This is a genomic window from Streptomyces apricus, assembly GCF_008369065.1.
GTDB classification, from domain to species: domain Bacteria; phylum Actinomycetota; class Actinomycetes; order Streptomycetales; family Streptomycetaceae; genus Streptomyces; species Streptomyces apricus.
The window spans coordinates 58989-72659 of the sequence record NZ_VDFC01000083.1 but is presented as its reverse complement, the minus strand read 5'-3'; the positions used below and the strand labels follow the sequence as shown (position 1 = coordinate 72659).

General features: G+C 73.1%; 12 protein-coding genes and 2 pseudogenes. 7 read left to right on the top strand and 7 right to left on the bottom strand.

Annotation, left to right across the window (positions count from 1 at the left end):
• Positions 1 to 169: 169 nt before the first annotated feature.
• Together FGF04_RS36035 and FGF04_RS36030 are read left to right on the top strand one after the other, a co-directional pair.
• Positions 170 to 934 (top strand): bestrophin-like domain, encoded by a 765-nt coding sequence (locus FGF04_RS36035; protein WP_149515600.1) that lies wholly within the window; start codon positions 170 to 172, stop codon positions 932 to 934.
• Positions 935 to 1124: 190 nt separating this feature from the next.
• On the top strand, positions 1125 to 1658 hold the full coding sequence (locus FGF04_RS36030) for a hypothetical protein (protein WP_149515599.1): 534 nt from the start codon (positions 1125 to 1127) through the stop codon (positions 1656 to 1658).
• 111 nt (positions 1659 to 1769) lie between these two features.
• Here FGF04_RS36030 and FGF04_RS36025 read toward each other — a convergent pair whose 3' ends face one another.
• Positions 1770 to 2258: a hypothetical protein gene (locus tag FGF04_RS36025; protein WP_149515598.1), complete on the bottom strand. Its 489-nt coding sequence runs from the start codon at positions 2256 to 2258 to the stop codon at positions 1770 to 1772.
• A gap of 332 nt (positions 2259 to 2590) precedes the next feature.
• Here FGF04_RS36025 and FGF04_RS36020 point away from each other — a divergent pair, with 332 nt between their 5' ends.
• Positions 2591 to 3253: a class F sortase gene (locus FGF04_RS36020; RefSeq protein WP_149515597.1), complete on the top strand. Its 663-nt coding sequence runs from the start codon at positions 2591 to 2593 to the stop codon at positions 3251 to 3253.
• Positions 3254 to 3301: 48 nt separating this feature from the next.
• Here FGF04_RS36020 and FGF04_RS36015 read toward each other — a convergent pair.
• Positions 3302 to 4140 (bottom strand): annotated as a pseudogene (locus FGF04_RS36015) (polysaccharide deacetylase family protein).
• Between the two features lie 166 nt (positions 4141 to 4306).
• On the opposite strand from FGF04_RS36015, the gene FGF04_RS36010 reads away from it, so the two are divergent.
• The 4 genes from FGF04_RS36010 (at position 4307) to FGF04_RS35995 (ending at position 7009) form a co-directional block, all read left to right on the top strand.
• Complete coding sequence (locus FGF04_RS36010) at positions 4307 to 4768, top strand: universal stress protein (protein ID WP_149515596.1); 462 nt, start codon at positions 4307 to 4309, stop codon at positions 4766 to 4768.
• A gap of 214 nt (positions 4769 to 4982) precedes the next feature.
• Complete coding sequence (locus tag FGF04_RS36005) at positions 4983 to 5528, top strand: sigma-70 family RNA polymerase sigma factor (RefSeq protein WP_149515595.1); 546 nt, start codon at positions 4983 to 4985, stop codon at positions 5526 to 5528.
• A gap of 135 nt (positions 5529 to 5663) precedes the next feature.
• Entirely contained in the window at positions 5664 to 6179 is a 516-nt protein-coding gene (locus FGF04_RS36000) for a hypothetical protein (protein WP_149515594.1), read from the top strand.
• Positions 6180 to 6355: 176 nt separating this feature from the next.
• The gene (locus tag FGF04_RS35995; RefSeq protein ID WP_149515593.1) at positions 6356 to 7009 is read left to right on the top strand and encodes an anti-sigma factor family protein; all 654 of its coding nucleotides are present in this window, start codon (positions 6356 to 6358) and stop codon (positions 7007 to 7009) included.
• Between the two features lie 34 nt (positions 7010 to 7043).
• Here the strand turns inward: FGF04_RS35995 and FGF04_RS35990 are convergent, their stop codons facing one another.
• The 5 genes and pseudogenes from FGF04_RS35990 to FGF04_RS35975 all read right to left on the bottom strand — a co-directional run bounded on the left by FGF04_RS35990 (position 7044) and on the right by FGF04_RS35975 (position 13597).
• Positions 7044 to 8105, bottom strand: a complete 1062-nt coding sequence (locus tag FGF04_RS35990) for an aldo/keto reductase (protein ID WP_149515592.1) — start codon at positions 8103 to 8105, stop codon at positions 7044 to 7046.
• Positions 8106 to 8110: 5 nt separating this feature from the next.
• Positions 8111 to 8866 (bottom strand): SDR family NAD(P)-dependent oxidoreductase, encoded by a 756-nt coding sequence (locus FGF04_RS35985; RefSeq protein ID WP_149515591.1) that lies wholly within the window; start codon positions 8864 to 8866, stop codon positions 8111 to 8113.
• Positions 8863 to 9003 (bottom strand): annotated as a pseudogene (locus tag FGF04_RS42195) (fuconate dehydratase); the annotation flags it as partial. The pseudogene FGF04_RS42195 and the gene FGF04_RS35985, both read right to left, overlap by 4 nt.
• 77 nt (positions 9004 to 9080) lie before the next feature.
• Complete coding sequence (locus tag FGF04_RS35980; protein ID WP_149515590.1) at positions 9081 to 12098, bottom strand: alpha-mannosidase; 3018 nt, start codon at positions 12096 to 12098, stop codon at positions 9081 to 9083.
• 260 nt (positions 12099 to 12358) lie between these two features.
• On the bottom strand, positions 12359 to 13597 hold the full coding sequence (locus tag FGF04_RS35975; protein ID WP_149515589.1) for a glycoside hydrolase 5 family protein: 1239 nt from the start codon (positions 13595 to 13597) through the stop codon (positions 12359 to 12361).
• Positions 13598 to 13671: the final 74 nt, after the last annotated feature.

Below are 13671 nucleotides of genomic sequence, written 5' to 3'. Positions count from 1 at the left end.
GCCCGGCCCGTCGGCGACCCCGGTGAGCTACCCGCCCTACCGCATCAGGGCGCACAAGGCCCCGCCCCGCGGGGGGCCGTCGCTGGTGTCGCTCACCCTGCTCATCACCGCGCCCGCGGTGCTCGCCGCCGCCGCGCTGCGCCCGCGCTGACCCCTGGAGGAGACCCCCTTGTCGGAATGGCTTGTTCTCACCCTCGTGATGGCGGCCGCCGCCGTCGTCGTCCTCGTCGTCACCTTCGTGCGGCACCGCACGGTCTCCGAGGACGACGACCCGTCCGAGACGCCCGACGTCATCGAGTACATGACGATGATGATCGGCGTGGTGTACGCCATCGTGCTGGGCCTCGCCATCGCCGGGGTCTGGGAGGCGCGCAGCGTCGCCGAGGACCACGTCCAGACGGAGGCGCACGCGCTGCACGAGATCCACGAACGGGTCCGGGTCTACCCGCCCGACGTGCGCGACCGCATCCGGGCCGACGTGGACGCGTACGTCGGCCACGTCGTGAAGACCGAGTGGAAGACCATGGCGGACGACGGCCGCGTCACCGACCGGGGCGAGGAGCTACTCGACCGGGTCCGCCACGACGTCACCGATTACGAGCCGGGGACGGACTTCGAGGCCCAGGCGTACCAGCCGCTCCTCGACCAGGTGACCGCCGCGGACACCGCGCGCACCGCCCGCGCCGACTCGGCGGCGCCGACCATGCCGGGCGTCGTGTGGTTCGGCCTGATCATCGGAGCCGTGGTGACCGTCGGGATGATCTTCGCCCTGCAGATCCGCCGCACCCTGCGGGAAGTGGTCCTGGCGGGCCTGTTCGCCGCGCTGATCGCCTTCCTGCTCTTCCTGATCTGGGACTTCGACGCCCCCTACAGCCGCGGGATCACGGCGAGCACGGACCCGTTCCTCGCCTACTTCCCCGGGGCCGGCACATGAGGGACCCGCGCCGCGCCCGTCCCCCGGCCGCAGGAGCGGGACAACCGGTTCGGCCCACACCGTTGCCCCATTCGCGCGACTGCGATAGCGCCGCCGACCGTACCTTCCTAGCGTTTCGGACATCGAGGTGCATGTACGGCGCAGCGGAAAAGGTCCGCGGTCTGCTCCTCGGGGACCCGGAGGACTCACCATGCGTGCGATACGCGTCGCCTCGGCCGCGCTCCTGGGCATGACCGCCCTGACCCTCGCCACGCCCGTCGCCGTCGCCGAGGGCGACGGTGACAGGGACAGGGACCGCGACATCACCTCGTTCGGCTTCGACGTCGCCCCGTCGACGATCGCCGCGGGCGGCCGCGTCACGCTGTCGGTCGAGGGCTGCCGGAAGACCGCCAAGGTCACCTCCGGCGTCTTCGACACGGTGACGCTGCACAAGGGGCAGTCCACCGCCACGGCCACCGTCGACTGGGACGCCAGGCCCGGCGCGGTGTACGAGGTGACGTTCCAGTGCGGGCACGAATCCGGCCGCACGGACCTCACGATCGCCGGCGGCCGGCCGGACGACCCGACGCACCCGCCCGTCCACCGGGGCGTCAAGGCGGGCATCGGCGGCGCGGCCGGGGGCTTCGACCCGGGCGAGATCGGCCTGGGAGCGGCGCTCATCGCCGGCTCGGTCGGCGCGGCGTACCACTGGTCGCGCCGGCGCACCGGCGGGCACGGCGGCTGACGCACCGGACGGCCCTGCGCCCCGGGACCCGCGAGGGGCCGGGGCGCAGGGCCGTCCGCCGTGCGGTCCGGCCTCCGAGGGGAGAAGGGTCCGTCCCGCAGGGGGGAGCTCTCAGATCCTGTTCTCGGCGCGGCGGCGCATCCAGAACACCCCGCCGCCGGCGAGCGCGAGCCCGACGAGCGCGCCGCCGATCGCCATGTCGGTCGGCGTGGCGCCGTCCGAGCTGCTGCCGCCCAGACCACCGCGGACACCGCCGATGACGGTGAAGGCGGCGGACTTCGTGAGCGCGGGCTTGCCGCTGCAGTGGACCGTGACGTCGTACGCGCCCGGGGTGGCCGAGCTGTTGACGGTCGCGGTGCCCTTCGACGTCTCGCTGTGGTTGTTGATCGGCGACAGGGACGCCCGCGAGAACGCGTTGGACGTCATGTAGCCGCCCCTGGGGCACCCGTCGACGGTCACGGTCAGCTGGCCGCCCCGGGCGATGGCGCCGGGCATGGCGACGATGTTGCTAGAGGTGTCCCAGGCCGCGGCCGAGGGAGCGGTGAGTCCGAGGGCGGCGACCGCTGTCGCAGAGACCGCCAGGGCACGAGTGCTACGCATGTGATCCTCCGCGGAAGGCGCCCCGGGGAACGTCCCCGGGTCGATCGGCGAGAGAACGCCTCCCAGACGAACACTCAGTTGCCGTGCACGGACCCGCATTTCGAGAAGGGGCCGTACCGGTGAGGGGACACGCCGACGGAAAGGAACACAATCGGATATTGCCGCAGGTCACACAGTGTCAGGAAATTAGTTCCGGGGCAGACTCGGATGGCGCACGGCGACCTCGCCCACCACCCGTTCGCCCCTCTCCCGTCGCCCCGTCCGCGGGCTGCGCCTAGCGTTCTCGTATGCGCTACGGACGGGGCGACGGCCGCGTCGAGAGGGGTGTGCGAATGTCCGTGTCCGAGCTGGCCGAAGAGGAGGAGCGTCCCAGGAAGCGCGCTCCCTGGGGCGTCATAGCTCTTGTCCTGCTGACCGGCCTCGCTCTCATCCGCAACGGCTCGGGAGAGTTCGACGTGGGTCCCCCGCAACCCGCGACGGCCGCCGCGGCGGACAGTTCCGTCCCGGACCGGTCCCGGCCGGGCGCTCCGGCCCCCCTGCCGTTCTCGGAGGTGGACCGCGTCAGGATCCCGGCGATCCAGGTCGACGCCCCCGCCGTGCCGGTGGGCCTCGACATGGAGGGCTGGGTGGACGCCCCGCCGCCGGAGGACGCGAACCTGGCGGGCTGGTTCTCCGGCGCGGTCTCGCCCGGCGAGAAGGGCACGGCCGTCGTCGTGGGCCACGTCGACAACAAGCAGGGGCCCGCCGTCTTCTACGGCCTCGGTGCCCTGAAGAAGGGGAACCGCGTCGAGGTCGGACGCAGGGACGGGAAGACCGCCGTGTTCGAGATCTACGGCATCGAGGTGTTCGAGAAGAACGACTTCCCCGGGGACCGCGTGTACGGGAACACCGGGCAGCCCGAACTGCGCGTCATCACGTGCGGCGGCGGTTTCTCGAAGCAGAACGGCTACGACGGGAACGTCGTCGCCTTCGCCCGGCTCGTCGAGGTGCGCTGAGGAGGACCGGGGCCCCGGGGATCCGGGGGGCGGTGGTACGCCGCCCTCTCAGGTGAACTGCCGCCGCGGCACCGTGACGTGGTAGCCCGAGTCCAGCAGCCGCGGCAGGTACTCGCGCAGCGCCCGCACGCTCTGCGAGCGGTCGCCGCCCGCGTCGTGCCCGAGCACGACCACACCCGGGCCGGCCCCCTTGACCACCCGGCGCTCGATGGTGCGGGCCCCCGGCGTCGTCCAGTCGAGGGTGTCGACGGTCCACGCGAGCGGCTCCATGCCGAGCTCGGCGCCGATCTGGAACGCGGCCCGGTTCCAGGCCCCGTACGGGGCGCGGAACCAGCCGGGCCGCTCCCCGTACGTCCTCTCGACGACGTCGCTGGTGCGCTCCATCTGGGAGCGGATCGCGGACCTGCTCAGCTTGGTCAGGAGCGGGTGGGACCAGGTGTGGTTGCCGACCACGTGCCCCTCGTCGGACATCCGGCGCAGCAGGTCCTTGTTGTCCGCGGCCATCTCGCCGCACACGAAGAACATGGCGCGCACGTCGTGGGCCTTGAGGACCTTCAGGATGTCCGGGGTGTAGCGGGGGTCGGGGCCGTCGTCGAAGGACAGCACCATGCTGCGGCCCCGGCCCGTCATGCGCAGGAACGGCTCGTGGCGCACGGAGGTGCGGGCGGGCCCGCCGCGGACCGGCCCGTATCCGGTGAGGGGCTGCAGACGGTAGGCGGAGGGCTTGCGGGGCATCCTGTTCGCCTGGGCCCCGGGGCGGAGGAGCGGGCCGGGGGACCTGGGTCGCCGGTGAGCAGGTGCGCCGCGCCGGCCGTGCCCGCCGCTCCCAGGACGGCGGCGCCGGCGAGCAGCGCCCGGCGCCGCGAGCAGAGCTGATCCTTATTCATGAGTGATCAGTCGCCCGGTGGTGGCGCCCCCGCGCACACCGCCACCGGGGCGGAGGTACGAAAACACCCGTTGGGAGCATCCGCGCGGACCGGTGCCGGTGGCGGCGGACGGGTCCTCGGGGTCCCGGACGGTGGCCGGGCGGACCGGTTCCGATAGCCTCGGGCCGTGACGGAACACCACTCCCACCAGTTCGAACGCGGCACCGACGGGCCCAAGGTCATCATGGCCGGGGTGGACGGTTCGGAGTCCTCGCTGCGGGCCGCCTCCTACGCCGGGGGCCTGGCCCGCCGGCAGCGGGCGCTGCTGACCCTGGTGTACGTCCAGCCGGTGATGACGGCGGGCGCCGCGCTCGGGGTGCCGGTCGCCGAGACGACCGACCAGATCGCCGAGGAGCTGGTCCGGGAGATCCGGGCCGCCGCCGAGCAGGTCAAGGGCATATTCGACGTGCGCTGGGAGTTCCACACCTTCCGCGGCGACCCCTACAACGGCCTCGTCACGGCGGCCGAGCAGCTCAAGGCGGACGCCGTCGTGGTGGGCGCGTCGGAGCAGGCCGGGCACCGGATCGTGGGCTCCGTCGCCATCCGGCTGGTGAAGGCCGGCCGCTGGCCGGTGACGGTGGTGCCGTGACCGGCCACGGGACCCCGCGGGCCGGTCGCAGGGAGCGGTGAACCGGTCACGGCGGCGCCGCGGGCCGGACCGGCGTGGTCCGGACGGATGCGGAGGCGGAGGCTTCCGTCCCGGTTGACCGTTCGTCGTACCGTTCGTCGACGGGTTCGACCGTCTGCCGACGAGCCGTGCCGCGGCCCTGTCCCGGCGCGACGGCCTGCGCTGGCATACGGCCATGACGGCCGCCATCACCATGAACAGCAGGACGACCGCCGAGCACGAGCTGGCCGATTTGCAGCGGGAGCACGGGGCACCGCTCTTCGCGCTGCTGCTGAGGCTCTCCGACGGGGACCGCCAGCGCGCCGAGGACCTGGTGCAGGAGACGTTCGTACGCGCCTGGCAGCATCCCGAGGCACTGCGCGCCGACGACTTCGACTCCGTACGGCCCTGGCTGCTGACCGTGGCCCGGCGCCTGGCCATCGACGCCCGCCGGGCGCGGCAGGCGCGACCCGCCGAGGTCGGGGACGCCGTGCTGGAGAGCGCGCGGGTCGCGGCCGATCACGCGGAGCGCTCGGTGGCGACGCTGGACGTGCGGGAGGCTGTGAAGACTCTCACTCCCGAGCACCGTGAAGTCCTGGTGCAGGTGTACTTCCGGGGGGCGAGCGTGGCGGAGGCCGCGGCGGCCCTGGGTATTCCGCCCGGTACCGTGAAATCTCGCGCGTACTACGCGCTGCGCGCCCTGCGCCGGGTTCTTCCGGGATACGCGGCCGACCTGCGGTGAAACCGGAGGGAAGGTCAAGCCTCCGTAAAGCGCCTTGCTGAGGATCATGGTTGAGCAATCAGCTGTCCTCATCCGTGTTCCCGACTGGGGCCCGGGTACGGGCGACGCGCACGCACCGGAGGAAGGCGGGAAGGGATGCTGCACAGAGGTCAAGAGAGTACGGACGGCACCGGCGGTGGTGAACTCACCGTCCCCATGGCCTGGTTGTACGCCGAGTACATCGCCGACGAGCTGCTGCGGACCGGCGACCTGATGCCGCCCACGTCCTTCGAGTTCCGGGCCGGGCGCGACGCCCTGGCGCTGACCATCTTCCTGTCCGACACGAGCGGCGAGCTCTCCGGCATCCGTGTGGTGACGCAGCTGGAGACGTGGCTGTCGCTGACGGCGTACGACCAGCCGTGGCAGGAGTGGGTGGGCGACCGCATGGCCGAACTCTGGTCCGAGGCCCGCCGGACGGGCGGCCCGACGCCGGACCTGGACCTGGCGGCGGCGGCCTGGCGCTGGCTGGAGGAGACCGAGCTGCTGGCGCCCGACCTGGACGCGGTGCCGGGCGGCGGCTGCGTCGCCGGGGAGGACGACGGCCCCAAGGTCTGGACTCCGGCGTGGCAACTGGGGCTGCCGCTGGGGCACCTGGCGATCCACCTCTTCTGACGCCGGCCTCCCCGGCCGGTTTTTTTCGAACCTCGACCAATCCGCGGGCCCGGCCGCTCCGAATCTCCTGGTTGCATTCCGGGCGGGACTTGAGTGATTCGGCGGTCCCCTGCGTACCGGTGGGCAAGCAGCTACTCCCCGCACACACCCCCATCGGCACGGCACGAGGATTTGGTATGAGGTCGCTGGAACGCCACCGCGACGTCGGCGCATACGCGCTAGGCGTGCTGGACGAGGCGGATGCATTCCGCTTCGAGGACCACCTCATGGAGTGTCCCCAGTGTGCGGTTCAGATACATGAACTGTCCGCCACCACCAGGACGCTGAGGGCGTACGCCCAGGCGACGCCGCGCTCCGTGAACCCCATGACACAGGCCGGTCCCGGCCTTCTGGACCGGCTCCTTGAGGAGGTCGTCTCGACCCGCAGGAGCGGGCGCAGGCGCTGGCTGTTCGCGCTCGCCGCCTCGGTGGTCCTCGCCCTGGGCGGGCCCGCGATCGCGGTCGTCGCCGGGGACGAGGGCACGGTGACCGACACGGTCGCCGCGACCGATCCGGGGACGGGGGTGTGGGCCGAGGTCACCACCCACGACCGCGCCTACGGCAGCGAGGTGGACGCCGAGGTCAGGAACGCCTCCGCCGACCAGACCTGTCGGCTGTTCGCCATCGGCGCCGACGGCTCCGAGGAGGTCGTCCTGAGCTGGACGGTGCCCGAGGAGGCGCCGCCGTCCCCCGACGCCATGCGGGGCGCGGCGGCGATGCACCCCTCCGACATCGTCCGGTACGAGGTGCGCACGGCGGACGGCGAACGGCTCGTGACGATCAAACTCTGACCGGGCCCCGTACGGTCGGGTTGCGCGGGGTCCGTCACGGCAGCTCGGGCGGGTTCACTGCCGGGGCGTCGGCCGGCACCGGGGCGTCGGCGGGCAGCAGGCCCTCCTCGCGGAGCTCCTGCCAGAAGCCGGACGGCACCGGCGTCGTGAACTGCCGCACCGCGTCGCGTGCCTCGTGCGGTGACCGCGCCCCGACGAGGACGGAGACGACCGCCGGGTGGGCGGCGCAGAAGGCCAGCGCGGCGGCGCGCAGGGTGGTGCCGTGCCGGCCGGCCACCGCCTGGAGCGTGAGCGCCCGCTCCAGCAGCCCGGACGGCGCGGCGGCGTAGTCGTACGTCGCCCCCGGCCGCGGGTCGGCCAGCAGGCCGGAGTTGAAGGCGCCGCCGATGACGACGGACGTGCCGCGTTCCCGCGCGGCCGGCAGCAGTCCGGTGAGGGCCCGCTGGTCCAGGAGCGTGTACCGGCCCGCGCAGAGCACCACGTCGACGTCCGTGTCCCGGACGAAACGGGTGAGCATCTCCGCCTGGTTCATGCCCGCGCCGATCGCCCCCACCACCCCCTGCGCGCGCAGCTCCTCCAGGGCCGGATACCCCTCGCGGAACGCCTGCTCGCCGTGGTCGTCCGGGTCGTGGAGGTAGACGACGTCCACCCGGTCCAGGCCCAGCCGCTCCAGACTGGCGTCGAGGGTACGGCGTACCCCGTCGGCGCTGAAGTCCCACACCCGGCGGTGGGTGGCGGGGACCGCGAACCCGTCGGCCAGGTCGTCGCCGCCCGCGCCGGTGGGCTCCAGGCGGCGGCCCACCTTCGTCGAGACGGTGTACGCCGACCGGGGGCGCCCGCGCAGGGCCGCGCCCAGCCGCCGCTCGGAGAGGCCGATGCCGTAGTGGGGCGCGGTGTCGAAGTAGCGCACGCCCGCGTCCCAGGCGGCCCGCACGGTGTCGTGCGCCTGCTCCTCGGAGACCTCGCGGTAGAGGTTGCCGATGGCCGCCGTACCCAGGGCGAGGGCGGTCACGCGGACGGAGGTGCGGCCGAGCGTGCGGGTGCGCGGGTCCGGTGCCGGGCCGGCCGCCGTGCCGGTCCCCCCGTCGGCCGCCATGCCGGTCACCGGCCCGCCGGACGCAGGCGCAGCCCCTGCATCCCGCCGTCGACTGCGAGGGCCGTGCCGGTGGTCGCCCCGGACAGCGGACCGGCCAGGTGGACGATGGCACTCGCCACTTCCTGCGCCGTGACGAGGCGGCCGGTGGGCTGGCGGGCCTCCAGGGCGGCCCGTTCGGCGGCCGGGTCGGGCGCGGCCTCCAGCAGCCGGCCGACCCAGGGGGTGTCGACCGTGCCGGGGTTCACGCAGTTGACGCGGATGCCCTCGCGGACGTGGTCGGCGGCCATGGCGAGGGTCAGCGCCAGGACGGCGCCCTTGGAGGCGGAGTACAGGGCGCGCTGCGGGAGGCCCGCGGTGGCCGCGATGGAACAGGTGTTCACGATCGCCGCGTGCGAGGACTCGCGCAGGTGCGGCAGGGCGGCGCGGGTCACCCGGACCATACCGACGACGTTGACGTCCAGGACGCGGTGCCAGGTGTCGTCGTCGTTGTCCTCGACGGTGCCCTGGGCGCCGACGCCCGCGTTGTTGACCAGCACGTCGAGGCCGCCCAGCTCGGCGGCCGCGGCGGCGACGGCCCGGCGCACGGACGCGTCGTCCGACACGTCCGCCTCGTACGCGAGCAGGGGCTCGTCCACGCTCCCGGGGTCCAGGTCGAGGACGGCGACCCGGGCGCCCCGGGAGGCCAGCAGTTCCGCGGTGGCCCGCCCGATGCCGGAGGCGCCGCCCGTCACCAGGGCCCTGAGTCCGTCGAAGTCGTTCATCCCGCCTGCTCCTTCTTCCACTGCTTCCGCTGTGCGAGGTCGGCGGCCCAGAACGCGCCGTCCGGGAACGTGAACCGTGCGACGGACTCCGGCCGCATGGCCGCGGAGAAGCCCGGCGCGGTGGGCGCGGGCCGGTGGGGGCTTGTCGCGCAGTTCCCCGCGCCCCTGAAAAACAGGGGCGCCCCCCCACCGGCCCGCAGCCGGAGAAGAACCCTCAGGCCCGCTTCAGCCGCAGCGTCACCAGTTCGAACGGCCGCAGCCGCAAGGTGAGCCGGTTGCCGTCCCGCTCCGGGGCGGCAGCCTCGGGCAGGGGGCGTTCCAGCAGGTCCGTCACCGTGACCGAGCCGAGGTCGAAGCCCGCCGTGAGCGTGGCCCGGCTGCGCCCGCCCCGCGACTCGTGGAAGCGGACGACCACGTCACCGCTGCCGTCGTCGGCGAGCTTCAGCGCGGTGACCACGACCGCGTCCTGGGCCACGGTGACCAGCGGCGCGACCTCGGCCACCCCGCCGACGACCTTGCGCTCGGGCAGGTTGATCCGCCAGCCCTCGCGCACCGCGTCGCCGATCGCCGCGCCGGGCACCAGCGCGTGCCGGAAGCGGTGCACGCCCTGGTCGGTCTCGGGGTCGGGGAAGCGCGGGGCGCGCAGCAGCGACACCCGGACCGTGGTGGTCGTCCCGCCGTCCTCGCGGACCGTGCGCGTCACGTCGTGGCCGTACGTCGAGTCGTTGACGACCGCCACGCCCCAGCCGGGCTCCTCCAGGTGGACGAACCGGTGGTTGCAGGCCTCGAACTTGGCCGCCTCCCACGAGGTGTTGGTGTGGGTGGGCCGGAAGAAGTGCCCGAACTGCGTCTCGGACGCGTACCGCTCGGCGTGCACGTCGAGCGGGAAGGCCATCTTCAGGAACTTCTCCGTCTCGTGCCAGTCGACCTCGGTGTCGATGTCGAGCCGCCACTCCCCCGGCGCCAGCGACAGCACCTGGGTGACCTTCGACGCCCCGAAGCCCCGTACCACCCGGACCGAGACGCCGTCCTCGCCGGGGGCGACCTCGTCGGCCTCGACCAGGTCGGTGACCGTGTTCCGATAGAACTCGTCGACGTCCCAGGCGTCCCACATGTTGGGGAAGTCGGGGTGGATCTGCAGCAGGTTGGCGGCCGTGCCGGGGGCGAGGGTCTCTCGGTCGGCGGCGAGGTCGAAGGCGGAGACGACGAGACCGCGGGCGTCGATCTCGATGCGCAGGCAGCCGTTGTCGAGCACGAAGCCGCCGTCCGCGCGCGGCACGAGCGTGCACTCGCCGCCGATGGCCGGGGTGCGCGCGCCGCCGGCKGGGACGCCGTCGCGGGTGTGCGGGGCGGAGTTGAAGGCGAGGGCGGTCGTGCCCTCACCGGCCAGCGCCCGCTGGGCGGCGTCGATGATGCCGGTCAGCTCCCCGGCGACCGCCTCGTACGTCTTCCGCGCCTCGCGGTGCACCCAGGCGATGGACGAGCCGGGCAGGATGTCGTGGAACTGGTGCAGCAGGACTGTCTTCCAGAGCCGGTCCAGCTCCTCGTACGGGTAGGCGAACCCGGCCCGCACGGCCGCGGTGGCCGCCCACAGCTCGGCCTCGCGCAGCAGGTGCTCGCTGCGGCGGTTGCCCTGCTTGGTCTTGGCCTGGCTGGTGAGGGTGGCCCGGTGCAGCTCCAGGTAGAGCTCGCCGACCCAGACGGGGGCGTCCGGGTACTCCGCCTCGGCCTTCCGGAAGAACTGCTCCGGGGTCTCCCAGACCACGGTCGCAGAGCCCTCCAGGTCCCGCAGGCGGGCCGCCTTGGCGACCATCTCGCGGGTCGTGCCGCCGCCCCCGTCGCCCCAGCCGGTCGGCGCCAGGGAGTGCCGGGCGACGCCCTTGTCCTTGAAGTTCTTCGCCGCGTGGGCGATCTCGCTGCCCTTCATCGAGCAGTTGTACGTGTCGACGGGCGGGAAGTGCGTGAAGATCCGGGTGCCGTCGATGCCCTCCCACCGGAAGGTGTGGTGCGGGAACTTGTTCGTCTGCGACCAGGAGATCTTCTGGGTGAGCAGCCACTTGGAGCCGGCCGCCTTGATGATCTGCGGCAGTCCGGCGGCGAAGCCGAAGGTGTCGGGCAGCCACGCCTCGTCGTTGTCGACACCGAACTCGTCGATGAAGAACCGCTTGCCGTGCACGAACTGGCGCGCCATGGCCTCCGAGCCGGGCATGTTGGTGTCGGACTCCACCCACATGCCGCCCGCGGGCACGAACCGCCCGTCGGCGACGGCCTTCTTGACCTTCGCCCACACCTCGGGCCGGTGCTCCTTCACCCAGGCCCACTGCTGGGCCTGCGACATGGCGAAGACGAAGTCCGGCTCGTCCTCCAGGAGGGCGGTCATGTTCGAGGTGGTCCTGGCGACCTTGCGGACCGTCTCGCGCAGCGGCCACAGCCACGCCGAGTCGATGTGCGCGTGGCCGACCGCGCTGATGCGGTGGGCGGAGGGCACGGCCGGGGCCGAGAGCACCGCCTCCAGGTGGGAGCGGGCGGCGGCCGCCGTGGCGCCGACGTCCTGGAGGTCGACGGCGTCCAGGGCCTTCTCCACCGCGCGCAGGATGTCCCAGCGGCGCGCGGAGTCGACCGGCAGCTCGGCCATCAGCTCGCCGAGCACCTCCAGGTCGACGACGAGCTGCCACACCTCCTCGTCGAGGACGGCGAGGTCCATCCGCGCCAGCTTGTACTGCGGCTCGCTGCCGGCCGTCTCCTTGTCGCCCAGCTGCGTGGGCAGGAAGGGGTGGTAGTCGAGGATGACGGGGTTGGAGGCGGCCTCGATGTGCAGGCGCACCTCCTCGCCGCCGGTCACGGGCGCGCCGATACGCACCCACTGGTTGCGCGGGTTGAGGCCCTTCACCGGGGTCCCGTCGGGACGGTAGACGAGGCCCTCGCACTGGAAGCCGGGCATGTTCTCGTCGAAGCCGAGGTCCAGGATCGCCTCGACGGTCCTCCCGGCCCACTCCTCGGGCACGGTTCCCGTCACGCGGAACCAGCTGGTGCCCCAGGGAGCGCCCCACCTGTCGCCGACCGCCACCGGGGACGGCGTGGCGGCCAGCCCCTCCTCGACGGGCACCGGCTCGCCGGGCGCGTTCCACACCGCGACTTCCAGCGGCAGGGACTCGGGGTACACGGCGGGTCGTATGCGCTCGTCGAGCACGCGCTTGAGGCGGGCTTCGACCAGGCCGCGGTCGTCATGCATGTGGGGTGCTCCGTAACTCCGTTGTGCGGGTTGTTGCTCTGTACCGGCGGTCACCAGTGGTTACCGGTGGTCGGTGGTCACCGGGTGTGGATCGGGGTCGCGGGGTCCGACGCGGGGTAAAGCTCCCCATCGGCCCGCAATTCGAACCGCGCCGCCGTCTCGCCTCCTTCTCGTCTCCATCCTGCAACGAAGGAGGTCCGCCGACCGGTTCCTCCGGGGAAGCGCCGGGTGCCGGGGGCTCCGGGGGCATCTCCGTGGGGTCACGGAACCTGGTCGGGAGTGACGACCTCGGTGATGCCCCGCGCGGTGAGGTGCTCCGCGTCGTCCGCGCGGGACGCGAGGACGGTGGTCGGCCGGGCGCCGTCGGCGGTGAGCCGGAAGAACGCCTCGAACACCGGGCCGCCGGGGGCGCACAGCGAGCGCCGGGCGGGCTCGGTCGGCACGACGAGCGCCGTCGTACGGGGCTTCGGCGCGTACGCCTGCTCGCGGGCCGAGCGGGCGGCGCGGGCCAGTGCGCGTGCGCTGTCCTTGGGCCGGCGCGCGTTGGTCAGCAGGCCGAGTCCGTATTCGAGTTCGGGGAAGTCGGCGAGGTCGCGGGAGACGTCGTGCGAGCACCACCATGTGACGCCCCACAGGTCGGGGCAGTCCAGGGCGTTCGCGACGGTCGCCTCGGTGAAGACGGCGGCGTGCTCGGCGGGGACCAGCGGCGCCGGGGCGCCGACCTCCTGGAGCCAGACCGGGCGGGCCGGGTCGTCGGCCCACGCCTTGCTCAGCTCGATCAGGTAGGCGGCGTGGTGCTCGGTCGCGACGCCGGTGCGCCCGTGGCGCTGGGCCGTGCCGTTGAACACCCAGGAGTGCACGGCGGTGACCGCGCCGCGCCGCGCGGCCTGCGCCGGGGTGAACGGCATGTCGTCCTGGTACCAGGCCGCGTCGTACTCCGCGTGCAGGTGCAGCTTGCCGGGGGCGCCCTTCTCGCAGGCGGTGAGCATCCGCTCCAGCCAGGCGTCGACCAGGTCGGTCTGCGCGCGGTCGGGGTCGGGGTGGGGGCCCGCCGAGAACTGGTTGATCTCGTTGCCCACGGTCATGCCGATGAAGTTGGGCCGGTCGGCGAGGGCGGCCGCCAGGGTCCGCAGGTACTCGGCCTGCCCCTCCACGACCTCGGGGTCGGTGAAGAGGTTGCGCCGGTGCCAGGTCTGCGTCCACGCGGGCAGGAAGTCGAAGCTCGACAGGTGGCCCTGCAGCCCGTCCACGTTGACGTCCAGGCCCCGCTCGGCGGCCGCGTCCGCGACGGCGACGAGCTGTTCCACGGCGCGCGGGCGGATCAGCGAGCGGTTCGGCTGGAAGTAGGGCCAGATCGGGAAGACCCGTATGTGGTCGAGCCCGAGCTCCGCGATCGAGTCGAGGTCGGCGCGCACGGAGTCGAGATCGAAGTCGAGCCAGTGGTGGAACCACCCTTCACTGGGCGTGTAATTGACGCCGAAGCGCACGGCAGAAGACATCCGAAAGTCCTAGTCCTGTTCCTGTGGTGCGTACGTGGGAGGGGCGGGCCCGCCCCGTCAGGGGCGCGGGGAAC

Bases quoted from the DNA above. Each gene is read 5' to 3' on its own strand.
- FGF04_RS36030 (WP_149515599.1), top strand. From the start codon at position 1,125: ATGCGTGCGATACGCGTCGCCTCGGCCGCGCTCCTGGGCATGACCGCC.
- FGF04_RS36025 (WP_149515598.1), bottom strand. From the start codon at position 2,258: ATGCGTAGCACTCGTGCCCTGGCGGTCTCTGCGACAGCGGTCGCCGCC.
- FGF04_RS36020 (WP_149515597.1), top strand. From the start codon at position 2,591: ATGTCCGTGTCCGAGCTGGCCGAAGAGGAGGAGCGTCCCAGGAAGCGC.
- FGF04_RS36005 (WP_149515595.1), top strand. From the start codon at position 4,983: ATGACGGCCGCCATCACCATGAACAGCAGGACGACCGCCGAGCACGAG.
- FGF04_RS36000 (WP_149515594.1), top strand. From the start codon at position 5,664: ATGCTGCACAGAGGTCAAGAGAGTACGGACGGCACCGGCGGTGGTGAA.
- FGF04_RS35995 (WP_149515593.1), top strand. From the start codon at position 6,356: ATGAGGTCGCTGGAACGCCACCGCGACGTCGGCGCATACGCGCTAGGC.
- FGF04_RS35990 (WP_149515592.1), bottom strand. From the start codon at position 8,105: ATGGCGGCCGACGGGGGGACCGGCACGGCGGCCGGCCCGGCACCGGAC.
- FGF04_RS35985 (WP_149515591.1), bottom strand. From the start codon at position 8,866: ATGAACGACTTCGACGGACTCAGGGCCCTGGTGACGGGCGGCGCCTCC.
- FGF04_RS35975 (WP_149515589.1), bottom strand. From the start codon at position 13,597: ATGTCTTCTGCCGTGCGCTTCGGCGTCAATTACACGCCCAGTGAAGGG.